The 24,277-nt window shown below is 45.3% G+C and carries 27 protein-coding genes; 6 read left to right on the forward strand and 21 right to left on the reverse strand.

Features of this window, described 5'->3' with window-relative positions; all coding sequences use genetic code 11:
• Positions 1–6: 6 nt before the first annotated feature.
• The 3 genes from QQL36_RS32770 (at position 7) to QQL36_RS32780 (ending at position 1,962) form a co-directional block, all read left to right on the forward strand.
• Complete coding sequence (locus QQL36_RS32770; RefSeq protein ID WP_321568157.1) at positions 7–801, forward strand: HipA family kinase; 795 nt, start codon at positions 7–9, stop codon at positions 799–801.
• Complete coding sequence (locus QQL36_RS32775; protein ID WP_321568158.1) at positions 779–1,162, forward strand: DUF3037 domain-containing protein; 384 nt, start codon at positions 779–781, stop codon at positions 1,160–1,162. The genes QQL36_RS32770 and QQL36_RS32775 overlap by 23 nt, the downstream gene beginning before the upstream one ends.
• A gap of 68 nt (positions 1,163–1,230) precedes the next feature.
• Positions 1,231–1,962, forward strand: a complete 732-nt coding sequence (locus QQL36_RS32780) for a T9SS type A sorting domain-containing protein (protein ID WP_083722034.1) — start codon at positions 1,231–1,233, stop codon at positions 1,960–1,962.
• Here the strand turns inward: QQL36_RS32780 and QQL36_RS32785 are convergent.
• The gene (locus QQL36_RS32785; protein ID WP_321568159.1) at positions 1,948–4,308 is read right to left on the reverse strand and encodes a GAF domain-containing protein; all 2,361 of its coding nucleotides are present in this window, start codon (positions 4,306–4,308) and stop codon (positions 1,948–1,950) included. The genes QQL36_RS32780 and QQL36_RS32785 overlap by 15 nt on opposite strands.
• A 79-nt stretch (positions 4,309–4,387) precedes the next feature.
• On the opposite strand from QQL36_RS32785, the gene QQL36_RS32790 reads away from it, so the two are divergent.
• Positions 4,388–5,563 carry a serine hydrolase gene (locus QQL36_RS32790; protein ID WP_321568160.1) on the forward strand — a complete coding sequence of 392 codons (1,176 nt, stop codon included), beginning with the start codon at positions 4,388–4,390 and terminating at the stop codon, positions 5,561–5,563.
• On the opposite strand, the gene QQL36_RS32795 is transcribed toward QQL36_RS32790, so the two are convergent.
• Positions 5,549–6,796, reverse strand: coding sequence for an ectonucleotide pyrophosphatase/phosphodiesterase (locus tag QQL36_RS32795; protein WP_321568161.1), 1,248 nt, complete (start codon positions 6,794–6,796; stop codon positions 5,549–5,551). The genes QQL36_RS32790 and QQL36_RS32795 overlap by 15 nt on opposite strands.
• A 224-nt stretch (positions 6,797–7,020) precedes the next feature.
• On the opposite strand from QQL36_RS32795, the gene QQL36_RS32800 reads away from it, so the two are divergent.
• Positions 7,021–9,018, forward strand: a complete 1,998-nt coding sequence (locus tag QQL36_RS32800; protein ID WP_321568162.1) for a glycosyl hydrolase family 8 — start codon at positions 7,021–7,023, stop codon at positions 9,016–9,018.
• A gap of 45 nt (positions 9,019–9,063) precedes the next feature.
• On the opposite strand, the gene QQL36_RS32805 is transcribed toward QQL36_RS32800, so the two are convergent.
• The 17 genes from QQL36_RS32805 to QQL36_RS32885 all read right to left on the reverse strand — a co-directional run bounded on the left by QQL36_RS32805 (position 9,064) and on the right by QQL36_RS32885 (position 21,843).
• Positions 9,064–11,499 (reverse strand): hypothetical protein, encoded by a 2,436-nt coding sequence (locus QQL36_RS32805; protein ID WP_321568163.1) that lies wholly within the window; start codon positions 11,497–11,499, stop codon positions 9,064–9,066.
• Between the two features lie 16 nt (positions 11,500–11,515).
• A complete protein-coding gene (locus QQL36_RS32810) occupies positions 11,516–11,974 on the reverse strand; it encodes a hypothetical protein (RefSeq protein WP_083722040.1) in 459 nt (152 codons plus the stop codon).
• A 1-nt stretch (position 11,975) separates the two neighbouring features.
• Entirely contained in the window at positions 11,976–12,830 is an 855-nt protein-coding gene (locus QQL36_RS32815) for a hypothetical protein (protein ID WP_321568164.1), read from the reverse strand.
• Positions 12,827–13,312, reverse strand: coding sequence for a hypothetical protein (locus QQL36_RS32820; RefSeq protein WP_321568165.1), 486 nt, complete (start codon positions 13,310–13,312; stop codon positions 12,827–12,829). Before QQL36_RS32820 ends, QQL36_RS32815 begins: the two co-directional genes overlap by 4 nt.
• Positions 13,309–14,151, reverse strand: a complete 843-nt coding sequence (locus tag QQL36_RS32825; protein ID WP_321568166.1) for a hypothetical protein — start codon at positions 14,149–14,151, stop codon at positions 13,309–13,311. Before QQL36_RS32825 ends, QQL36_RS32820 begins: the two co-directional genes overlap by 4 nt.
• Positions 14,152–14,165: 14 nt before the next feature.
• The gene (locus QQL36_RS32830) at positions 14,166–14,462 is read right to left on the reverse strand and encodes a hypothetical protein (RefSeq protein WP_143708782.1); all 297 of its coding nucleotides are present in this window, start codon (positions 14,460–14,462) and stop codon (positions 14,166–14,168) included.
• Positions 14,449–14,742, reverse strand: a complete 294-nt coding sequence (locus QQL36_RS32835) for a hypothetical protein (RefSeq protein ID WP_321568167.1) — start codon at positions 14,740–14,742, stop codon at positions 14,449–14,451. The genes QQL36_RS32830 and QQL36_RS32835 overlap by 14 nt, the downstream gene beginning before the upstream one ends.
• A complete protein-coding gene (locus tag QQL36_RS32840) occupies positions 14,739–14,963 on the reverse strand; it encodes a hypothetical protein (protein WP_083722046.1) in 225 nt (74 codons plus the stop codon). The genes QQL36_RS32835 and QQL36_RS32840 overlap by 4 nt, the downstream gene beginning before the upstream one ends.
• A gap of 4 nt (positions 14,964–14,967) precedes the next feature.
• Entirely contained in the window at positions 14,968–15,432 is a 465-nt protein-coding gene (locus QQL36_RS32845; RefSeq protein ID WP_083722047.1) for a hypothetical protein, read from the reverse strand.
• A gap of 6 nt (positions 15,433–15,438) precedes the next feature.
• Positions 15,439–16,476 (reverse strand): hypothetical protein, encoded by a 1,038-nt coding sequence (locus QQL36_RS32850; RefSeq protein ID WP_321568168.1) that lies wholly within the window; start codon positions 16,474–16,476, stop codon positions 15,439–15,441.
• Positions 16,477–17,007, reverse strand: coding sequence for a DUF6046 domain-containing protein (locus QQL36_RS32855; protein WP_321568169.1), 531 nt, complete (start codon positions 17,005–17,007; stop codon positions 16,477–16,479). It abuts the gene before it with no gap.
• Between the two features lie 2 nt (positions 17,008–17,009).
• Entirely contained in the window at positions 17,010–18,869 is a 1,860-nt protein-coding gene (locus QQL36_RS32860) for a tape measure protein (protein ID WP_321568170.1), read from the reverse strand.
• A 200-nt stretch (positions 18,870–19,069) separates the two neighbouring features.
• On the reverse strand, positions 19,070–19,381 hold the full coding sequence (locus QQL36_RS32865; protein ID WP_083722051.1) for a hypothetical protein: 312 nt from the start codon (positions 19,379–19,381) through the stop codon (positions 19,070–19,072).
• Between the two features lie 36 nt (positions 19,382–19,417).
• Entirely contained in the window at positions 19,418–19,840 is a 423-nt protein-coding gene (locus QQL36_RS32870; RefSeq protein ID WP_083722052.1) for a hypothetical protein, read from the reverse strand.
• A 34-nt stretch (positions 19,841–19,874) separates the two neighbouring features.
• Positions 19,875–21,044 carry a DUF2586 family protein gene (locus QQL36_RS32875; protein WP_321568171.1) on the reverse strand — a complete coding sequence of 390 codons (1,170 nt, stop codon included), beginning with the start codon at positions 21,042–21,044 and terminating at the stop codon, positions 19,875–19,877.
• A 39-nt stretch (positions 21,045–21,083) separates the two neighbouring features.
• A complete protein-coding gene (locus QQL36_RS32880) occupies positions 21,084–21,515 on the reverse strand; it encodes a hypothetical protein (RefSeq protein ID WP_083722054.1) in 432 nt (143 codons plus the stop codon).
• Positions 21,516–21,600: 85 nt separating this feature from the next.
• Positions 21,601–21,843 carry a hypothetical protein gene (locus QQL36_RS32885; protein ID WP_321568172.1) on the reverse strand — a complete coding sequence of 81 codons (243 nt, stop codon included), beginning with the start codon at positions 21,841–21,843 and terminating at the stop codon, positions 21,601–21,603.
• A 237-nt stretch (positions 21,844–22,080) separates the two neighbouring features.
• Between QQL36_RS32885 and QQL36_RS32890 the strand changes: the two genes are divergently transcribed.
• Positions 22,081–22,569 (forward strand): hypothetical protein, encoded by a 489-nt coding sequence (locus QQL36_RS32890; RefSeq protein WP_143708783.1) that lies wholly within the window; start codon positions 22,081–22,083, stop codon positions 22,567–22,569.
• A gap of 203 nt (positions 22,570–22,772) precedes the next feature.
• Here the strand turns inward: QQL36_RS32890 and QQL36_RS32895 are convergent, their stop codons facing one another.
• Together QQL36_RS32895 and QQL36_RS32900 are read right to left on the reverse strand one after the other, a co-directional pair.
• Complete coding sequence (locus QQL36_RS32895; RefSeq protein ID WP_083722057.1) at positions 22,773–23,084, reverse strand: hypothetical protein; 312 nt, start codon at positions 23,082–23,084, stop codon at positions 22,773–22,775.
• Positions 23,085–23,274: 190 nt separating this feature from the next.
• Entirely contained in the window at positions 23,275–24,276 is a 1,002-nt protein-coding gene (locus QQL36_RS32900; RefSeq protein WP_321568173.1) for a type IX secretion system membrane protein PorP/SprF, read from the reverse strand.
• Position 24,277: the final 1 nt, after the last annotated feature.

Raw genomic sequence — 24,277 nt, forward strand, 5'->3', positions numbered from 1 at the left:
GCGGGTATGAATCAACAACCTGAGCTTAGAACCGTTAGCGTAACAAGATATGTCACGCCGCTTCGGGAAGGTGGCTCCCTACCCGCCATCGCTGAAGCGGATGACGGTTTCCTGTATGTACTGAAATTCCGGGGTGCCGGCCAGGGTATCAAAGCCCTGGTAGCCGAACTGATAGGAGGAGAAATAGCCCGCGCATTAGGATTGAAAATGCCGGAAATCGTGTTTGCCAACCTGGATAGTGCCTTTGGCCGTACGGAACCCGATGAGGAAATACAGGACCTCCTGAAGGCCAGCGTTGGCCTGAACCTGGGTGTCCATTACCTGTCAGGTGCTGTCACCTACGATCCGGTGGTGACTAAAATAGACCCTGAACTGGCATCGCGTATTGTATGGATGGACTGCCTGCTTACCAATGTAGACCGTACCCCCCGCAATACCAATATGCTTATGTGGCACAGAGAGCTTTGGCTGATAGACCATGGCGCTTCCCTGTACTTTCACCACTCCTGGAATAACTGGGAAGAATCTGCCAAAAAGCCGTTTGTACAGGTCAAAGACCACGTACTGCTGCCACAGGCCAATATGATCGCGGAAGCAGATACGCAACTGAAAGCAATACTGACACCTGAAAAGATCAGGGGAATCGTGAACCTGATCCCTGACGTATGGTTGCAGGAATGGCCTACCGGCGAATCGCCGGATGATGTAAGACAGGTATATTATAATTTCTTAACTACACGCCTCGCCGTGTCTGAAATATTTGTAAAAGAAGCACAACATGCAAGAGAAGCACTTATATGAGTATGCTGTCATTCGCGTAGTTCCCAGTGTGGTACGCGAAGAGTTTCTCAATATAGGTGTGATCCTGTATTGTAAACAACAGCGGTATCTGCAAACCATTTATACCCTGAACGAGGAAAAGATCAGGAGCCTGGCGCCGGATATCGATTTGGAGGAACTAAACGCATACCTGGTTGCCTTTGAACAGATTGCCGCAGGACATCGTGATGCGGGACCGATTGCCAAACTGGACCAACCCTCCCGTTTTCGCTGGCTGACTGCAACAAGAAGTACGATTATTCAATCATCTAAAGTACATCCGGGATTGTGTGGGGACCTGCCTGGAACATTGCAGCGCTTACATGCACAATTAGTTTTATAATAAAATATTTTTTATTGCGTTATGTAATAGCCGTATTCCATATCTCTTATTGATATTAAAACCTATCCATGAAACTTTACTTACTGTGCTGTATATCATTGCTGACGGCTATCCTGTCTGTACAAGCACAGGATACCATTCCCCCTGCACCCGTAGGCAGCACGATTTACCTGCTCAACGATGTCTGGCTCATGTCTGCCGCTGACAGGTATGGCCCTATGAAATGCGATCATACCTCCATCAGCGCCTCCGAACAATTTATAATTGTCGATGCCGGTGACAGCACCATCGCCCTGCAGGGTAGTAACGGTCGCTATGTTACATCTACCAGCCCAATGCGTTGTACCAGCACGATGATTGATCACAACTCCCGTTTTAAATGGGTAGGCCTGAGCAACAATACTGTTGCATTGCAAAATTTAAAAGGAGAATTTGTCTTTATGGAGAGCAACCTGCTGAGCCTGAACTGCAATGCGAAAGAGATCAATACCGGTACGACCTTTACATGGAGCGCCGTGTCTGTCTCCTCACAGGAAGAGAAAACCGCCGCCGCCGATCTGACAGTCTTTCCTAATCCCGCATCCGGCAATGTCAATATTAAGTATGAATTGCAAACCGCTGCTGAGGTATTAATTGAATTTTACAATAGCCGGGGTGCTTTGGTGAAATCTTTCCTGGGTGGTTTGCAGGAAGGTACCACCCGCCTGAATGTGGGCATCAGTGACCTGGAGGCTGGCATGTACCTCGTGCGACTGACTTCTAAAGGCATTAAAGAAACGAAGAAACTAATCGTTCAGTGAAGATTCGTACACCACACCTACACGCAAAGCCTTGAGACCGCTTAAGCCCTGCAGATCTTCCAGCAACAGGTATTCCAGGTCCCTGCAAAGGGTGTCCTTCTCCTGTAGATATTCGATAAAGGGCAGGTAATCATCCACATCCTTTTCATCGAAATAGATCAGCACGATCTTATCCGGTTGGGTAAGGCGCTCTTCTGTATCCTTGACGCGCACTTTGTCAATGCGCTTCTTGATCATCTGGTAACGGATATTGTAAGCGCCTTCCACATCAAAGCGTCTTTCGTCTGCCCTGAAACTGATATCAATAGTATGGTTGTGAACAAAAATGAGTTGGGTGGTGTGTAAAACCTTAGGCATGTTCGGTAGTAAGGCACGCGTAATGCGTGCAATCGCAGCCATACTGGATAGTTGCCAGAGGCGTAAGTTCTTCAGATGAAAATGATCGAAAGGATGCTGAGGTGCAATAGACTGTCCGATATATGCATCGTACTCTACCCCATCCGTTCTGAACTTTTCAAAGTAACAGGGGTACAGGCTTTGTAACTGGATCTTCTCTATTTCAAAATATTCGTTCACTGCTTCATTGATCAACTGCATAGATACTTCCAGTGAATATTTTTCACCGGTCGTACTGTTGTTAAAAGTTTCCAGCACTTTCAGGTATTCATCTACCAATGGTTTGCTTTCCGGGTGTCGCACGGCCAGGTGCGAGAGGAATGGTGTTGTTTCTTTTCTTAAGAAACCATTCAGCTTATCTTCGTCATTGGCATACAACTGGTCTGATCCCAGTATTTCCTGCCACTTACAGCACTTGTAAATCATCTCCTCCAGCAGGGATGATGGATAGCGTTCCTGTAAGGTATTCAGGGTACCACCCAGTAATGACAGGTGAGCATCCAGGTCGGCTACAATAGCTTTGTTCCGTTCTATAGTAGAGTTGCGGATATCTACCGCACCATATAATGGATAGACATTGTCAAAGTGAATATTGAATTCCTTATCCGCTAAATGGCGTTTTTTATCATGCAGGTATTGCCAGGCCACTTCGTTGAACTTCCATTGCACGGCTGGCTGGATAGAGGTAAATTTTTCTTTGATGATGCCTTCTATTTCATAGTTGAACTCATCAATATAGATCTGTAGCAAACGGCCGATGGCTGCCATGGCTGGTTGCAGCAATACAATAACCTTCTCATCAAAAGAAGCGTTCTCCCAGGTATGGATTGCCAATACTCCTACCGGTGTACGATTGTGAAATACCGGCATCAGTGCCAGTGAGCGCACACCCAGTTTACGGAAGTGATCCAGGTGGTCCTGCTGCTGCTGTTTTTCAGAAAATATATCAGGAGAGAAGAAGAAATTTGGATTGGAGAAATATCCTTTGGCCTGCCGGCGGAACTCTTCGGGAGATACACGACCTTCTCCCCATACTTCGGAGAGGATACCGGTACCGCCATTTACATAGCCGTATACAGGTTCATTGTTCACCCTGACAAACGGGAAGAGATCAAACTCGATCTGGTTATTTTTAACCAGTGTCTTCAGTGATTTGATCACATACCTGTAGTTCTCTTCTTCCTTGTCAGGTGTACGGTTCAGGCGTATCCGCTCTATATTATCAATGGCTTTTTCGGCGGTGACGTCTGTGAGATTCAGGATACAGATCCCTCTTATTTTGAAGAGAGACAATGGCAGCATTTCCAGCAGGATGTCATACCCCTCCCCTTCACTCATACGCATATAGAGTTCACTGAAATCCAGCTCAGGCAAAGGACCTTTGGCAGTGACTTCAATGTAATCCATGTTGATCTGCATGGCATAGTATTGCAACAAACCTGTAGCTAAGTTGATACCTGCATGTACATCCGGCAGTTGCGTAGGTGCCTGGAAGTTATACAGCTTCTGCAGTACAAAGGAATATAATGATTTGAGACGATTGTGTTGATAGTCGTCAGCGTTCTTCGTAGTCACATAAATATCGTGGTCATCCCGACGGTTGCGCATCAGTTCATAAAACAGGGTGGTACCGTAGAAAATAATTGGCTGAAAAGGCATGTTCATGGCCCATGCCAGCTCCCTTTCGTTCGTCATGGCAGGCGAAAGACAGGCATACATCAGGTCCAGAAGGGCCTCGTATTTGTCAATATCTGTCAATGGAATTCCCTCCTGCGACAGGTTGTATGTTTCGTAAGTGGCCAGCACCTGCTCATACAAAGTTTTCTTTGCCGTTTGCTCGTTCCTGATCCTGTCACGGAGGCGATTGATAAACGGCTGGAATGATATAGCGGCATCCAGATCCATGCTGGATACCTCAATCCCCGATAAGTCCTGTATTATTTTTTCCATTGGTAGTTGAAGATAGCGAAAACCTGTATACGTATAGCAAATTTAACACCAACCATTCAATTCTTCTTATCTTGCAAGTATGAAATCACCTATCCTTCTTTTCCTGCTCGTTAGCATTTCATGGCAAGGATTCGCTCAATCCAAACAGGGGTATTTTCCTCCCAGGGGCGAATGGCAACAAAAGGTGCCCAAAACCATGGGCCTTGACCCTGTCAAACTCGATTCAGCTATTGCCTATGCAATACAGAATGAATCCAAAGCACCCAGAGATATGGAGCTGGCACAGGCTATTTCCTTTGGCAAAGAACCTTTCAGTGCAGGTGTCGGACCTTTTGCAGAAAGAGGTGCGCCCACAGGTATCATCGTATACAAAGGATATATCGTAAAGACCTGGGGAGATCCTGACAGGGTGGATATGACACATAGCGTAACCAAGAGTTTTCTGAATGCCGTCATAGGCGTAGCTGTAGATAAAGGGCTCATCCGTAGTGTGAATGATACCGTGGCCAGATACGTACCTCCTATCGAAGTATATGGATCAGGGGAATTAATTTACCCTTTCGCAACAGAACATAACCGCTCCCTTACCTGGGATGTAATGCTGCGCCAGACGAGTGACTGGGAAGGTACCCTCTGGGGAAAACCAGATTGGGCAGACAGGCCTGAGGGTAACTATACCGAATGGATGAAAAGACCGAGACATACACCCGGTAGCGTGTGGAAATACAATGATGTTCGGGTGAATGCACTGGCGCTGGCTACTACCAGCGTATGGCGGCAACCATTACCGCAGGTGTTGAAAACGCAGATCATGGATCCTATTGGTGCTTCGAATACATGGAGATGGTTTGGCTATCGTAATTCCTGGATCGTGCTGGATGGCGCCCCTGTTCAGTCAGTAAGCGGCGGTGGTCACTGGGGTGGCGGCATGTTTATCAATGCATATGATATGGCAAGATTTGGATTGCTCACTTTGCACAGGGGTAACTGGAACGGCCAACAGTTATTGTCGGAGCAATGGGTGAAACAGGCATTGACACCCACGACTGCGAATACAGGTTATGGCTATATGAACTGGTTCCTGAATACAGACAAGAAGATGCTGCCCAGTGCACCGGCCAGTGCTTTTGTACATGTGGGAAATGGCAGCAACCTGATATATGTAGATCCGGAGCACGACTTAGTGGTCGTGATGAGATGGATAGAGTACAAAGCAATGGATGAAATGATAAAAAGAGTTTTATCTGCCCTTTAATATAGGTTGTAATACTTCGAGCCGGCCATCGACCGGTTCTGTGATTTGCAGACCCAATATTTCAGCTACCAGCGGATACACGTGTATATTGGCAAATGTACCAATCCGCTGGTGCGCTTTAAATGCAGGGCCCCACGCCATGAATACGGCATTCATATCCGTGAGATTATTATCAAATCCATGATGACCGGTATGTTGTTCGCCCCGTTTAGGCTGCGCGAAAATATAATACGCATCAGGTACTATTATGATATCACCGATACGGTTGTATTTATCTTCTGTTCCATAATGCCATCTTGCAGGCATTTCATTTTTCCTATAAGCCCTGAAGTGGTCTTCGTGAGATTTATAATATGCATACGCTTCGTTTACCTTTGCTGTATCATCACTGTAAAACATTGCTTTCTCACCACCCCACGACATTTTTAATCCCATATCTTTCAGTTGTATAAGGTGCATTGTATCTACAGCACTCATACCATGATCTGATACTACGATGTAGTTCACAGGCAGGTTCAATGCACTCACTGCTTTCACCATTTTACCGATGCTTTCATCGACAAACTGTACCTGTTGTTTTACCTGTTCTGACTCAGGACCATAGCTGTGCCCGGCATGATCTACCTCAGGGAAGTAAAAGGTGATCAGGTGAGGTCGTTGTGCTGCCGGCAGTTTCAGCCAGTTTACGACAGACTGAATACGGTTGTCGATACCTGTCTTTTCCTGGTAGCGGTATGAGTAGGTAGGGCGTGTATTTTGAATAGGACTTTCCGAACCTACCCAGAAATAACTGGCGCTGACCATATGTTGCTTTTCAGCCATTACCCAGAGCGGAGTTCCGCCGTACCAGGTACCATCTTCCACCGCGTCGCGGTTCTTCATTTCATAGGATTGTTTGCGATTCCTGTCATAGAAGGAATTGTCTACCAGCCCATGATGGGCAGGATACAAACCGGTGATCAGTGTATAGTGGTTAGGAAAGGTCAAACTTGGATAAGAAGGCTGCATGGCAGTGGCTTTCACGCCTTCGCCGGACAGTTCCAGTAAATTTTTTGCCTGGTACTTTTCTGCATAATCGTACCTGAAGCCATCGATAGAGATCATGATGACATAAGGTTTGGCTTCCTGCTCTTTGCTGTTGGTGCGTCCTTGAACAATATGCTGTGAAGTGTCCTGTGCAAAAGCGAAATGCGCCGATAGCGTGATCAGCATCGCCAGGCAAATGTGTTTCATGTTTGTTTAGATTTCCTGAGAGGCAAAGGTCGGGAGGATTTTTTAACAATTGGGTTAAATAAGTGTTGTTTCTTTTATTTTGCAATCGTTTGCAAATTCCCTATTTTTAAGATGACTATACTGACTGAGAAACTGTCCTCTTTTACGAAAACCTTAAAAATCCTTATTCGAAAACCTTAGAAATTCCGGTAAAACCTATATCAGTCACCCTTAAAATTAACCACATGATCCTACGATCTGCTATATTGGCGATCAGCGTATGCTGTATTGTCAATAGTTCTGTACAAGCGCAAAACAAACCTTTTCCACAGGCAGTCACTTATGCCAATTGTATCAAACCCAGTAATGTAACGCAGGCTTCGATGAATACCAGTGTTGCGAGTTATTATGATTACTGGAAATCAAAGTATGTAAAAACGTTGTCAACTCTCTCCGGTGGTTATTATATCAAGGGAGAGATCAGCGGGGATGCAGAGGGTTATACCCCTTTGGGTTCTTCTGAGGGGCAGGGTTATGGCATGGTAATTACCGTGCTGATGGCGGGTTATGACCCGAATGCAAAAACTATCTATGATGGGTTGTTTAAGACGGCGAGAGCATTCCATAGCTCCATCAATACGAATCTCATGGGTTGGGTAGTGGCGGATGCCACCGGTGCGCAGGGGCATTTTGATTCTGCAACGGATGGTGATGTGGATATTGCGTATTCCTTGATTTTAGCCCATTATCAGTGGGGTTCCAATGGAACCATCAATTACCTCAATGAGGCAAAGAAAATGATCACTAACGGGCTAAAAGTGGCCAATGTGACCAGTACCAATCGTTTGAACCTGGGTGACTGGGATAGTAAGAGTGCACTCAATACCAGACCGTCTGACTGGATGCTGAGTCACTTACATGCTTTCTACCAGGAAACAGGAGATGCCACATGGTTGACACTGATTAATAACCTCTATAGTGTGTACAATTCATTTACTGCCACCTATTCGCCAAATACAGGGCTGATCTCTGACTTTGTGGTAAAGAATCCACCTGAGCCAGCGCCACAGAATTATATCGATGAAGGACCGCAAACAAACGAGTATAATTACAATGCCTGCCGGGTGCCATTGCGGGTAGTGATGGATTATGCATTGTATGGTTCTTCCAGTGCATATACACTGGCGAATAAAATGGCGTCATGGATTATTACTAAAAGTGGAGGCAATCCTTCCAGTATTAAAGATGGGTATAAATTGAATGGTACTACTACTGGTTCTGATCCTGAGGCCGTATTTGTAGCGCCTTTTGTAGCGGCGTCTGTGGTGAATAGCAATAATCAGTCATTTTTGAATAGTGGCTGGACTTTTTTGACTACTAAGAAATCCGGGTATTATAGTGATTCTTATAGTTTGCTTTGTCAATTGTTTATTTCCGGTAACTGGTGGAAACCAGAGGCGACTGCGGGTACCTGTGTTCCGGTGAGTGCCAGTGGGGATGATGGCAATGTAGCGGCGAATGTACTGGATGGTAGTTTAGATACGAGATGGTCTTCATCCGGCGACGGGCAGTATCTGCAGTTTTGTCTGGATGCTGCGACGACGGTGACAGGTGCGGATATTGCATTTTATCAGGGAAATACGAGAGTGGCAACTTTTGATATCCAGACAAGCACAAATGGGAGTACATGGACGAATGCTGCGACTGGTTTAAAAAGTAGTGGTACTTCAACTGCATCAGAGAGCTTTCCTATTACACCTGTAAGTGCGAAGTATGTGAAGATCGTAGGGCATGGAAATAGTGTGAATGCATGGAATAGTATTACGGAAGTGCAGATTAAGAAAAGTGGTAGCAGTGTGCCACAGCTTGTAATTAATACTTCACCGGCTAAAAAAGCAGCAACAGAGGATGTATCACTCTTAAAAACGGAAAATGTTTCACTGTTAAAAACAGATAATGTCTCCCTTTTAAAAACTGCTGTTGAAAAATTATCTGTTGTCAATGTTTATCCAAATCCATTCTCTCAGCGTATGACAATTCAATTCACCTTGCAGGATGCAGGGCAGACTTCGCTGATTGTGTATGCGATTGATGGACATCCTGTGCGGGTATTGGCCAATGAGATATTGAATGCGGGGCAGTATACAAGGACTTTTAATGGTGCGGGTGTTCCGGCGGGCATCTATTTATTAAAGCTGGTGCATAATGGAAAGATGATCAATAAAAAGATCGTTAAAAACTAAATATAAACAAGGCTGCTGACCGGACAGCAGCCTTGTTTTACTTCATTAACCATATAAGAAAGGAAATCTATACAACCCAAGGTAAGGTGCAGTTTCTCCTAATAAACGGTTCGTACCACCTGCCACAGCATCTGTAAATGGCGTGAACGCCACTCTTCTCACCGTCATAGCCTGGTGATGCCATGCAGCCACACCTGCGGAGAGTTGTTCCGGATCAGGTAACCATGGACTGAGGCTGGATGGTTTGGAAGGAAAGGACAGACCAAATGAAAAACGGCCCGCGATGTCAGGTACATAGAAAGGATTGTTCTGGATCAGCACACCATCAATGTAGTATTCCACCCTGTTCGCATACCAGTCAATTCTAAATTCATGGAATGCATCGTCCCAGATATCTTTTCCTGCTGAAGCGCGCATTTCAAGGAACTCTTCCTGCTGGTTATCCGGTGTCTGTGTAAAACCGACACCTTCACCCAGTTCACCTCGTGCATTTGTTATTTTCAACTGATCCCTGCGGGGTTGTTTTAAAAACTGCATTTCATCGCTGAACTTTGTCCAGCTGGAAAGCTGGTTTGGAGCGGCAGGTGTGTTTAGCTGGTAAGTACCATTGTTTTCATCGGTATCGTATTGTACGATCACCTTCATACCTGCATAGGGGTTGATATAACTGGCCGTCAGCATGGCGTTGACTGTGTAAAAGGACCAGACTGCATTGTTGGATGGTAGTTCGAGAGACCACTCGTTCTTCACTTTTACAAAGTAGCCATCCCCCTCGAAGTAATTACCCTGCTGATGCAGACCGCTGGCAATGCACTGGTCGTAAAACGGGTCCTGGAGTTTAGCGCTTGCATGATGGTATAGGCGGAAGAAGGGAGATACGCCAAATTGTTTGGGTAGTTTTGCTTCTACTATATAGCGGCCGTATCCACAGTATCTCTGGGTAGTGACAGCTGCCCCTACACGGGTGTTCCAGTACTCTCCTATTAACGGGTCGCCTGATTCTGTATGTTTTTTGGCAGCGCCATCGGTATCTACGCCATGTAAGAGGCCGTCATACCAGTCGCCATGTGCTTCGAGTACGAGCAGGCCATCTTTGAAGTAGATGTTTTTGGGAACGACGCCACCATCTGCACCGCCATCGAGGTTTTTCGACAAGGCATAGTGATTGACCTGGAACATATCGATGGTATTACCATTGTCATCAGCGAGTGCGAAGTTGAAATCATATGCACTGGTTTGCTTTGAGATGTCGTTCACGTAGATGCGAACAGGGGTCGTTGTACTGGTGTTGTTGTTATACTTTACATAGAAATCATAACTACCATTTGCCAGGCTCTGTGGCAGTGTAAAACTGACCTTGGTGCTGGTAACTTCAATCAGGTTCTCGTGAGGAATAGTGATTACATTACCCGCATTATAGGGATCCTGTAAATAACCTACAGGCGGAGCCAGAACGGAGAAGCCGGAATTGTCACCCAACTGGGATAAACCTGAGTTAACAAATATATTCCTGAAAGTTCCTTTGCCAATATTTCCTGTTCCCCAGGTACTGGCGCCTATAGTCAGTTTCGTAGTGGAGCTGATCGTAGTCGGGATTGAATTTTCGGTGATATTACCGTTACCTACAGACGCACCATTCAGGTACATGTAGTTAAGCTGATTTGCGAGTAGGTTGTCAGCACTTCTTCCTATCAGCAGCTTGTTCCAGCTGTCAGGAATGATGGCAGTAGAAGAGGTGATACTTTCGCTTTCGCCTTCATCTACATTTTTCTGCTGCCAGATTATCCTCTTGCTTACATTATTTACATATACCCCAATGCCATTTCCATTATTGTCCAGGCAGGTCATGAGCGGCCATGTACCAGTTGTAGCAAGGTCTGCACTGCTGACATAAAAGTAGATACCCAGACCATACCCGCTCTTTCCATCGCTACCCAAAATATCTAACATGGAGATATCATCCAATGTAATTTTGCTTGTCTGTGAGTCAAGATACACGCCAGTATACCCGGATATTCTTTTCAGTACAGGGTTATCGGGCAACCGGACATTTCCATAGTTACCAAAATAGTCTTTGAAATCATTCTCCAGTGTGTAAAACAGCTTGCCACCTGGAGGGATCATGCCGGTTAGAAAGTTACCATCTTCTTTCACACAGTCTATCCTTGCATTAGGTGCATATTGTCCGCTGAGTGCATCATATACCAGTTCATTCGGTGTAGTATATAGTACATCCAGACTTCCGCCAGTTACATCACTATTCGTAAGCCGGAATACATAAGGCGTTTCATTTTCCAGCCCTTTGATGAGCGGAGGGTTCACTATCGTACCACTCGTGAGTACAAACAGGCTGTCGGTAACCAGTGTATAGCTATCTGCTACATCCGGAGCATCCTGTCTGCGAAAGCTCAGGCTCATTGTTTGCGGGGAACCTGGCGCCTTTCCATCCGACCACATCACTTTTGTTAGCTCAATATTCATTTACTAATTTTTAAGTTTATACATAGTTATCTACTTCTATACCCGCCATTACGCCAGGGCTACCAGTCAGAGAAGGTCTGATCATATACAACCGGAACCATGCATTGGTCGTATCGTCATACTTCTCGTATACTTCGCCGCCCTGCGAAATGGAAGGACATATTACCTGTGTGCCTTTAGTTGCAGTTGGGTACTGGGCATTCAGGTAGTCATCAGACAGGGAGATATTTACATCCAGCCTCCATATTTTTTTCATGGAGCCGGCTACTTCCTGGAACTGCTGATAGAGTGTATTGAAGGCTTCGAAGTCAGCTTTGTTATCCAGCAGGGTGCGAAGGCCAGAGATGTTATCCACACCGATGGTGTCTTCTGATTTGTGGAGAAAGCTGTCCAGCCAGTCCCAGAACTGATCCTGCGTGGGATAGGCGCCGGTTTGAAACCATCCTTTTAGTTTATTTCGTTCGCGTATTGCCATGTTATTTTATTTTCTGGATGTAGAGTGTAGCTATGAAGGGAGGACGGTTTTCATGGGGTTGGTTTCCTCCGGTGGTGGCCATACCACCGGTAAACGTACCGGCGGTTGGTGAGTAACCACCTGAGATACCATAGGTTTTGGTGGTTAATACTCCGGTTTGCTCTACGGCTACTTCAAAACTATGCTTGTGCTTCGGCATCTGCGACTCAATCAGTGTAACGGTTTCCAAACCACCGGTTTTACCCACAGGACTATAATCTGTCCTGCTTGGGTCGTAACCTACAGGGAATTTACCCATCCGGTTTTGGGTACCATTATTACCGTTACAGATTGCCCAGCCGTCTCTTTCATTAACACCCAAACCGGTACTGGTGAAATTGTCTGAAATGTATTGGGCATCACAATCCACTTCGATAATATCTCCTTTCTTCCACAGTTTATTTATCTGCTGTGTAAATGAAGCCTGCATATTGGCAATTGTATCTCTCAGACTCAGCAGGGTTTCTATTCGCTGCAGGTTGCCATAGGCAATACCACCAGATGCAAAACGTGCTCTTTTTGTGAAGTATACATTCCTTGTCACCTGATCAGCAAAGAGCCTGCTTTCAGAGAGTTCTTCTACGATCCATGTGGATTGTTTGGGTCCTCCTACAAATGGCAGCAATTCTCCATTATAACTGATCCAGCCGTCTGCTACATTATTACCTACTTCTTCCATACCTGACACGATCACCCCATTGCCGATCATCTTCGATAACCCTGCCAGCGCATCGTGGTAGGACGACTGCATAAAGTCAAGCGTATACTGGGTCATGGGGAAACCACCCAGGTTTGTTAATTGTTCTATTTTGTTCATACTCTTTGAATTTTGTAAGCCATACCAGCCAGCTTATAGGTATCGATCAGTGCAGACATCTCATTTTCATTGAAGGTAATGGTGGCTGGTACCAGTACATAAAAATCTACAGGTTCATTGCCAATTTCGGCTTCAGTAAAGAGATAGATAGGTTGTGCTTCTGTTTCGGTATACAGGAACTTTGGTTTGGATTCTTCTTCCTGATATATTAAGGTCACTTCATTACTCACCGCATCTACAATACGGATACCTCTGTCAGCCAGATCATACCGATCATTGAGCAATTTTTCCATATACACTACCTGTGGTGTAATGCTCAATCTATACAGGTTGGCATCACGATTTCGCCGGAACTGCTGATACAATATGTTAACAGGATAGGTAATAGCCTGCAGCCATGAAATATGTAATATCTTTCTGAGCCGTGGCGGCATCATTAACCTGATCAGTTTGTGATAGTCAATGTCAAATATGCTGCTCATCGGATCGTGCTTTGAGGAGTGAATGAAATATCCAGGTCTTTCTCATCTACTATCCGCAGATATCCGGCATCGGGGTTATACTTTACATCAAAAGCGGTGTAGGGCAATGTACCATATTGTGCCTGCGCCTGTACGATATGTGGGATCACCACACCGTCTACCTGTTGCAGGGCATCTACCAGGTAAGCCAATACCAGTGTACCATTGAAAGGTAAGTTCTTCAGGTAGTCTTTGACACGTGCACGGACAGGGTCAGGATTCGTACCATCCAGTCGTGCACCGTCACTTCCCAATACCAATGGATTATAGTAGATGATCAGTTGCAGCTTCAGACTATCAGGAGGCAGGCTTTCCACAATAAGCGGTGTTACACCTGCATCCTTAATTTTGCTCATATATGTTGCGAATGATTCCAGCTGTTGTGCCGTAAGCGCCTTCAGATCGCCTTCCACAATGCGGGCTACTTTCAGCCGCAGACCTTTGGCCTGCTCGACTACAGCACTATACGCAATGATCTTTTGTTCGGCCACCTGATCGTCTGTTAGTGCAGAGTTATCGTAGTAATCCGCTTCGTAAGCCAGCTCCGATCCATATTGAAAGTCTCTTGCCTTGTTTGCATACCAGCGCAGACTGTGTGGTGCTTTCTCATTGATCAGTGTCGTTACTTCAGACTTATGCAGATCAAAAAGATTCTCCAACGCCCAGATGCTCACGGCTACAATATAGGTCCAGAGCCTCCATACGGCCACCTTGCTACTGCTGTTGAGCATAGAGAGCTCTGTTGTACCTGTGATACGGCTGATAATATCATCCTGTATTTCGGTGATTGTTCTTGCCATAATTGTTTTAATTTTTAACTGATGCGGAAGTCCAGCTGTACACCCATGTAGCCGATGCCTCCCATTACGATGGCAGCGTCTTCGGTGGTGTAACCATTAGAAGGGACCACGCCTTCTTCCTGCAATTCCTGCCATACACGCATATCGATGATGTCGATATCAGGGATGAATAGTGTTTCACCAGCGATGCAGTCATCTGTAATGCTGCGGGCATTGGCGACAGCAAAGTCGAAGAGGGCGGCTATGCTTCCTTTTTCCTGCATGGAAATGTCTAGCAGGCATTGATGGGGTTTTACATTAACTGTCTCCATAGGTAGCATCGATGTTTAACTGACCGGCGTCAGAAAGGGTGATTTTTTTAACAGTCATACCGTCGGCGATGAACTGGGTACGTATTTCGGCGAGCAGGGAATGGTAGTCATTGTCCTGTAGGAAACCGAAAGCGTCTATACCTGTATCGGGAGATTCCTTGAAGGTGGCCCGGTTGTTCATGAGGAGAATTTCCTGGTGCTGAAGATCGCTGAAGCCGGTAACGAAATCACCGTTGCGGACGTCGAGGTCCAAGTCTGTGTTGTATAGGATGTCTTTCATGATAAAAATCCGTTAAAAACTCCGGTTACAGGCCCGCCTACAGAATCCTGCAACCCGGGAGGGATATAATTGATTTGAGCTGTTTTGATATAAGTATCAATCGCTTCTGCCAGCTTGCCAGACAATGCATTCAGCGTTTGCTCTTCATCACCATCCGTATTCTTCATATTTTTGAAAGCATTTTTTATCGCTGCTTCCAGCATACTTTTATTCAGTGACATAGGTTTATTTTAATAGCTTCGCTAATCGTTTTTTAATATTCATGAAAGCAGATTTATTCATCGGCGCATAAATAGTTACAATCTCATCCAGCAGGTCATCCAGGCATTTCTTCAGGGATTCATCACCCGCACTCACTTCGAGTCCGTCTTTATCCATCTCAAAGAATTTATCTTCTACGAAGTATTGGATCTTATCCACCTTTTCCATACTGATCACTACAAAGTAATTGCTCTCCTGTATCCGTGCCATGAGCACACTGCTATCTACCTGTGGAAAAATCAGTACGCCGTCATTATCCCCTATCACAGACCGCAGTCTTACATCTGCTATTTCCAAACCAGTGGCAGTGGCGGCTACAATGGTGCCTTCCTCCTCATCTACTTCCTTTACAATAGCCGGAATAATAATGGTATCAGTATGCGACAACTTCTTCAGCGCATCTATCAATTCACGTTGTGTCTTCGTCATAGGGTTTTAAATTTTAAGACCTATTTCAGTCAGCCGCCGGCCACCCGACGCACCGAAAGTAACTTCTGTACTTTCGACGCGGTAGGTGCCATTACGGACAGGGAACTTCGTATCTGATATCGCAGCCTTACACCCGGGAAAAACATAGGGTTGCAGAAACGCCACCAGCTTACCTTCATAGCCATCATATTTCAGTGTTTTCAACTTATTTTCTGCGGCTTTTTTCAGGGCATTCATATCTTCAAAATGAGAGATATGGATCGTGGTTTCAGCGCCGTTCTTATCACCAGCTTCGGCGGTGTAAGGTTTGTTCTTTTTATCAATGTAGATGGCTTTGACCAACACATGCGCATCACTGGCTTTCCTGAATTTGAGCTCATCATCCCTGATCACAGTATAACCGATCTGATAACCAGCATCGTCCTTCACGTCCTCGTAAGTCAGTGCATCACCGGCTTTGCGGCCACGGACGTATTTGCCTGCTTTCGGATTTTTGAGATGATCAAAACCGGCATACAATAATTTGCCTTCGAAATAGACGTTCAGGTACAGGTTCTTTTTCAACCAGTCGAGAATATCGGTGCCTGTCATACCTGAGAAATAAGCCTGGTTCAGGTTAAGATCGGGTATTTCATTACTCAGGAGGATATCAGTGCCAGCCGTAATTTTAGTGAGCAGCTTTTTCAGGGTGATGGCTTTGTTACTATCCAGTATACCTTTTTGTTGCAGTTGCCAGCTATAGCCTTCGCACTCTATTATACAGGGAGTGGCAGCATTGATCCTCCTGACGAATCCTTCAAATTCCAGATTAAGTACATCGTCATAACCCAGCCAGATTTCAACTTTATTGCCTTCTGCAAACTGATCGGCTGAATTCACAACGGACTTTGTTGGCAGCTTACCGGTATATCGCAACACAGCAGAAGCAGGAATAGTAATAGTGGCAGTATCAACGAAGGAATGCAGGCTGCGTTTGACTTTGACTTCTTTTACGGAATAGAATGTGTAGCTGCCGATCTTGATTTCACATTTCAGGATAAACATCTAAGCTTTGTTTAAGATGAATTTCAAATCGCTGATGAGGTTCATTTCATAAGCTTGTATATTTTTTGTACCTGGTGATGGAGGAAAAGAAAGATCGGTGATCACTACTTTTTCACCTTCGTCAAAGATGAGCGAGGTCAGTGCGCAGACAATAGGCAGTGCTTCGTTCCTGTTATACAGGTCCAGCAGGTCGCTGATTTCACCATCAGGAAAAGCGTTGTCCTCGCGGAGAATAATGCCTTTGATGTTTATTTTATAATCCTCTTTGCTGATCATTTCCTTCACCGTACCGGACCGGTTTACCAGTGCTGTTTGTACAATTGTCTTTTGATTGCTGATACTGATAACGGGGTTATACAGTTCAAGTGGCCCGATCTTTACCGCCATGAAATAGGCTTTGTTCCAGGTTTCTTTGCCAAAGTAACTGGTGCCCCGTTTGTTCATATCAGGCTGTGTGAGCACATTAAGGGTTTCGGGGGTATAGCCAAAGGTGCTGGTGAAGGTGCTGCTGATATCGATATTTAGTGCCATAATTAAGCTTGTTTTAAAATATTAAGCAGTGCATCTGTCACCTGTTGCTCCATGTTGGTAATGCCTTCGCCCACAGTGTTGGTGGTAATGTTGATGGTTTCGAAGAGCTTTTGCAGGGTGATGTTTACAGTACGTGCGCCGCCGGTGGTGATGCCAGACACTGTGTCTTTGGTATTGTCCATTGACATCTTTTTGCGGGTGGCATCAGGTTCAAATGAAACAACGGGGGCTTTGTCGGTTCCTTTGCCGGGAGGAAGGGGTGGTAACGAGGAGTAGGATGCACCAGTGCCACTGGCTGATCCGCCTCCGAAATTTCCCTGCCAGCTGCCGGAGCTACCATTGCCGGGGCCTGCATTTGCCTGATCTTTTTTCTTATTGACCTCAGCATTGAAAGTATCGGCGACCTTATCGCCTAGGCCCATGATGTCATTAACATCTTTTTTCATCGCTGCTGCGGTGCCGGAGAAGGTCAGCCCATCTATCGCCTGCTGGCCTGATTCCATGGCCTTGCCCCAGTCACCGGAGAAAACATACCACACTGTTTTTGCTAAGCCCCACAAACCGGAGAGCAGATCTTTGATAGGTTCAATGGTATAGTCCCATATAAACTGGCCAAAGGTTTTGAGCACTTCCCATGCAGCCATGATACCACCTCTGAACCAGCCGAAAGTATTCCAGGCATAGATGATGATACCGATCAATGCACCGACAGCCACGAAGATCGCTCCTATCCCACTGGCCATCATAGCAGGTCCTAATAATTCAGCAGCGAGTGTCCATGCTTTGTAGCCGAGGACCACGCCAGCGACTACAGTGGTGAGGAAGCCTACCAGTTCTGAGTTTTCAGCGATCCATCCTGCTGCGGCACTTAACCAGCCGACGAGCGGTATCAGTGTGTTGTCAATAAAGTTGCTGACGGTAGGCATGAGGGCATTGCCGATCGTACCTCCTGCTTCGCTCATTTTTTCCTGCAGGTAGTGCCATTTTCCGGTAGCAGTTTCGCTCTGTTCTTTCATCACGCCGAAGAACTCTCCACCTTTGGACGTAGCGGTCTGTAAAGCGGCTACAACGCTTTCTGTAGAGACTCCTCCTGCTGCCATGGAAGCCTTTAGTTCTTCAATGGATTGGCTACCGTTTGCAGCCATCAGCTCAAGTGGTTTGAAACCTGCTTCGTTCATGGCTTTCAGGGAATCTTCGGTCAGATGACCTACCTGTTGCATATCCCCAAAGGCTTTGGTAAGGGAGTCCATTTTTGCCTGGTTACTGCCGCTTACATCACCTAGCATATTCATGGCAGGCATCAGCTTTTCGGCAGCGACACCACTTTCAAGCAGGGTCTTTGCATTTTCCTGTAGCTTGTCATTGTCGAAGAAAGAGGTGGCTGCCATCTGGTGGATATCTTTCAGGATGTTGGCGGCGGCGGTGGAGGAACCTGTGAGCCGTTGAAAACCGAGTTGTGCCTTTTCCGCTGCCATGCCCATTTCGAGCAGGTCTGGCGAGGCTTTGATCATTTTGTCAAGACCAGCATCCGTTTTCTTTGTGATGTTCTCTTTCCATCCTTTTTTATTGAGAAAGTCGCTTCGATCCTGTATATCCTTTTTATCTTCTTCCCACTTGAGTTCTATTTTGTCAAGCCGGGCGATGGTGAAAGGACTTGTTGTTTTCTTTTTCAGGTCTTCGATCCGCTTAAACTTGTCTTCAATATCACCTAATGAGGCGCCAAGCTTTTTGTTGGATGCTACGAATATATTGTTGTCATCGATCGTATTCTTCATCCAGGTACCGATCTTACCGAAAGCAGCATCTGCTGCTTTCAGTAAGTCTTTATAGGTATCGGTTGTAATAGTAGTCAGGTCTGCCATTGTTTATTATTTTACACCATGCTATCGGGACAGCAACGACAATCCTTTCAATTCCCGTTGCCGGATATCATGCAGTTGTGCAAATTTCTCTGCCCATTGGGCGTCGGATAATTGCGAGGTGTCAACCTGGGGCAGATAATATTCGAACAGCGTTTGAATATAACCGAAAGGGTTGCTATCAAAATCGCCGGACGCCTCGCTTAGAGCTTTTCCACTTCTACTTTTTTCGCTTCCAGCAGTTTATCCAGCTGCCCGCCCAGACCGTAGAGATAGGATTTATCTTCTACGATCTCCTCATCGCCACCCAGCCAGGTAGCTTTGAGAATAGTTTCGTGGTACGCCAGCGGATCGCCGGAGATGAGTGTCATGGCATAGCTGACTTCATCCCTGTTGGGTTTTCTGCAATAGCCTACTTTACCGTCGGCAGCTGTGAGTTTGAATACATCTTTGTGTTTTTTCTTCCATGCATCGATGTGTTCCTGGCTAACGGCAAGCGATTTTTCTACTGTCATGATATAGGTTTAAATAATTGTGGTGAGTTTAAAAAATTAAGCGTTTTGTTTCAGGCCCATGAAGATGATGGGTAGTGTGAGCTCCATGAATTTGGCGCCCTGTTCCCAGCCTTTTTCAAATTCCTTGAACTGGAAGCCCTGAATGATATCAGTGCGGGGTACGGAGGTCGTGTCTTTTACATAGGTCACTACGATCTCGGCGCTGAGGTCGAGGATGTCTCTGCCGCCTGCATTCTTCACAGCATCGGCGAGGATATCGTATTCAAATTTCAGCAGTTTGATTTCACCTTCATAGATACGTTTACCACGCTGGATGCCGATAGGTTCATCGCCGGCGCCATGCAGGTGTTCTTTCTCCTGGGATAATTTGTATTTAATACCCCGTATACCGGTCAGTTCTTTACCGAGCAATACTACTTTCATGTTTGCCCAGGTCACTTCTTTGGTGTCAAAAATCATGTTGTTGTCTTTTAAATGTTGGGGTTAACAGCCATTACTGGTTCAGTGCAGGATTGGTGAAGCCCAGTAATATTTCGATGGTTTTGGTGTAGCCTACAGGTACGATAGCGGCTTTCACTGTGATTTTACCGGTGCTCAGTACATTCTGATTTGCATCAACGTAAGCGCTAAAGGAGCTGATTTCGTCAGCCATAGAGGTGTTGACAGCTGTTTCAATCCTGCTTTGCAGGTACTTGATAACAGGCACGCTGAGTTTACCATCGGCGTCGATGGCCACTTCGTCATTCAGTTCTTCTACATAGGTCTGATAACACAATGTGATAGCCTTGTCTACAACACGACCGGATGCGAGCTGACTGTAATCGTCGGTGGTCGGGGCACACATAGGATCGTCGTTGATGTAATAACCGGAGCGACCTACGAATGTGCGGAAAAAGATGTAACCTTTGTCATGCAACGCATCAACGCCAGTGATGTCTTCAATCTTTTTACCGGCGATATAAGCGCCTGTAATTGGTAATGCACCATCTTTGACACGACCCAGGTTACGCTGTACCGGCACAGCTGCTGCACGACCCAGTACAAGGCCCACAGAAGCGCCATTGGTACGTGCACTACCGATTACGATACCGACGCGGTTATCAGAGAAGGTACGCAGATTTTTCAGGGTCTCAGGATGTTCGATGTCTGCATTGACACCTTCCAGTAAGATCCGTACAGGCTTGAATTGTGCTGCATAAGTTTCTGCAAGCTGCTGTGCTTTGGGCACCGCATCAATCGTACCAGCGTCTAATCCATCTTTCATGAGTGGCAGGTAAATGTCGGAAGGAGTGAAACATACACCCAGCAGTCTGATACGTCCCTGTGCAGCATTCAGCAGCTTCACAGCTCCTTCCGCATTGGTTGGATCTACAATCGTTGCCTGGTTTACACCGTCGCCAACAAGCATGATGTACAACTCTGCACCTTCACCAGCCAGGTCATAAAATTCCTTGATGCGGGCGTATGCATCAAAATTTAAATTGGTGTCTTTGATACCCAGGTTTTCGGCATCGCTCAGGCTATAGATCACCTTGGGTTGATTCAACGAAATCAATCCGTTTTCTAAACCCGTCAGAATTAAACCTGCAACCCCATCATCAGTCACAACGGTTCTGCCAAGATTGCCGTTGCCTAATGTAATTGCTACTTTTGGTAATCCCATTTTTTACTTTTTTAGGTCCATTTAAATTGTGAAAAAATATTACTTACTATTGCTGTAGCTCGCCTGGCTAAACAGATCATAAATATTCTGCTTCTTTGTATTGCCATCCAGCTCACGCAAAATGATACTCTGCAATTTTTGTAACACAGCATCCTGCAGATCGGGAGATACTGTTGATAATGCGCGGACAAAACAAGCTATTTTGCCTTCCAGTGAGGTTTCCTCTTTGCAGGTTACGAGAATGCTAAGGGTATCGATACCTGTTTCGAGTGCTGCCAGTACTTTGTTTTTAAGGATAGTATCTGCATCACCGGGGATGATCGCTTCCAGGAGATCTACCACGGGGCTTTCCAGGGCAGCTTTAATAATCCTGGTAACGCGCAGCGCTTCTTCAGCATGTGCTGCAATAAAAGCGTCGAATTGTTGTAATGCGTGTTTGATCTTTGTTCCTGTTTTTTTACAGAATGCCATAGGTATATATTATTTAATTGGTGTACTTTTTTAGAAAGCCCCCTCTTGACAGAGGGCGCTTTTGTTTTTAAATAGGGGGACAATACTAACGTCTCTCCAGTACGCTTTCCAGGCGCTCCATGACCTTTGTATTATTTTCTATCACTCCCTGCATTTTGTCACGGTCATCGTTGAGATATTGGGTGAGACGATCTTCCAGTTTGATCTGGCGTTTCCACAATAACCATGCAATGCCGATGAGAACGATTACAGAGAAGGCCTGGTCTCCAAGCCGCTGGTAGAGAGCGTTTCCGGGGCTAACATCAATGAATTCATTTAATAATAACATCTGAGGGTTAACAATTTAGGTTTTAAAAGGATCGATGCTTTTTCGTGTGTGTTGCAAGCGATAACAATACAAAGGAACAGCTTTTTCGTACGGTGAAAAAATCGCGAAATAATGCTTATACTTTTATTGTGCATTTAGATTTCAGTGTCTGTATAATCATTGATGCGATGAATTTTTAAGATGCAGATTAGATCGATATTTACAGTGTTGTTAACTCTTAAAAAATATAAAAAAGAAATGAACAGTTTATTTGCGCAACTTTTTACATCTCTGCAAACCCACATCGCTACAGCAGTTCCGGAGATACAAGGTATTTTACCAGAGATGGGGCAAACAGAAATTTATAGCAGTGTACCTGCTATATGGCCATGTGTATTTATTGACTTCAACAGTGTCACTTTTACAGAAATACTCAATCAGGGACAACGGGCAAATGGTGAGCTCCAATTGAGGTTAGTATATTATGTACTCGCTGATGATGGGGTTACTTTTTTAGACACGACGACCGTGATGGGTTATTATGAAGTAGAAAGAAAATTGCACGAAGCATTGCAGGGATGGAGTAGTGATGGCATCAATCCGCTGAGTAGAATTAAAGTAAATACGGAGGTAAGATCGGATGCATTCAGGGCAAGGGTGCTGACGTATAGTCTGGATTTTGAGGAGTATTTGCCTGTGAGTACGGTCCCAGGTTCAAAACCACAACTGGCAATTAATGTACTTTGAGTGTCAGCAACAATATACATTACGCCCAAATGAAAAAGAGGTCATAAATAAATAAAACCGCTGAGAATCGCATAAATGGAGACCTGGTTCCATTAGGTATCCGAATTAAAAGAGCGTGTATCAATTAAGGTACACGCTCAATAAAAAAAGCCTGTATCAATTAAGATACAGGCTTTTTTTTTCAGGGTTAACAATCGTTGACATTACCACGTCAACCATGGATAGAGCAGCCGTAGTTGCCTGAGGTCGGGTTGTTCTTTTTTCATAATGGTTTCCAGTCGGTCACTGTTACATTGCATCCGGTAAATAATATTACTGTTCTTGATGTAGAACTCTTTGGATAACTCCTGTACAGCGGCATCATACCGTTTATGCTGCAGTTTGATGTAATAATAATACCGGTGCAGCAGGCATTCGTCTCTCAGGGCGATCATATCGGCAGAGCGGCCTTTACGCACTGTTTTGGAGACAGGATTTTCTATGAAATGATTGAAAAGGGTGTTTTGTCCTCGCATACGTTTAATTTCTTTGTTTGTGATTGATTAACCGCCGTGCTGCATGGATGCCGGTAAATGGTTATTTTGTTCTTCAGTATCAAAGTTAGCAGGTCACTTACTATACTTTCTGCGTAGTGAGGGGTATGTGGATAAAGTTATCCACATATTTCCAGGGTTAAATATGCATTGAAAAACAATCAGTTGTATATTAAAAATGACGAGGGCATTGTACCTTATTCATGCTGGCGCTACTGGGGATGGTAATGCCTAAAGAGAGCTCATGTGACCCCCGTTGATATCGTGAAATTCCACTGGTCGAAAAGTCGTAAGAATAGCCAATTCTGAAGTTGTCATTTGCATAGACCTCCATCATCAGGCTAAAGGCATTGTTAGGGTCTAAATTGGGCTGTAAATTCGTATTTCCGGGATAATTGAACCCTGTACGGTAAGAGGCACCCAGCCACAAAGTCTCCTGCAATAAAACGAAGACATTCACATCGACATTTACAGGTCCTTTAAAGTCGCCTTTTACCATGATGGAAGGTTTTAACTGCACTTCCTGGTTTAGTGAAAATATGGTACCCGCGGAGAGATACAGGTGCCTGGATTTGCGTAAGGTAGAATACAACAATCCATTCCCTAAAAAGATCTTGCCGCTGGTATAAGCAGAAAATAAATTCAATACAGACACACCTACAAATGAAGTAGCGGAGTTATAATAAAGGCCGACCCGTGCATCAGGTACTAATGTAGATTGACGACCCAGTATTACGTCAGGATCATCTGCATCTACATATTTACGATTGCTGCCATCCACACTGTAATTCGTGACACCGACACCCAAACCAACTGCCAGTGTTTTTTCACCTTCCCAATCCATAGGCATACGGTATGAATAGTTCACAAACAGTGCTGTGGAAGATTGCGGACCTAATTTTTCAAAAGCCGTTAACACCCCCCATCCGACTCTTCCATCTGAATAATCTGTCAAACCATCCGCCGAGATCGTACCAGTGACCGGTGCCCCCGGAAACCCTGCCCACTGCTGCCTGTAGCTACTGTGCAGGTATAGTTCTTCCTTGTATCCTGCATAGGCAGGATTTACACTCAGTCCGTTAAAAACGTACTGACTGAACTGCACCTCCTGCTGTGCGTGCGCCCGCAGGAAGAACAGGAAGAAAACTAATATGGTGATACTCCTTTGTTTCATT

Origin of the sequence: Chitinophaga sp. LS1 (assembly GCF_034274695.1) — a bacterium.
Taxonomy (GTDB): domain Bacteria; phylum Bacteroidota; class Bacteroidia; order Chitinophagales; family Chitinophagaceae; genus Chitinophaga.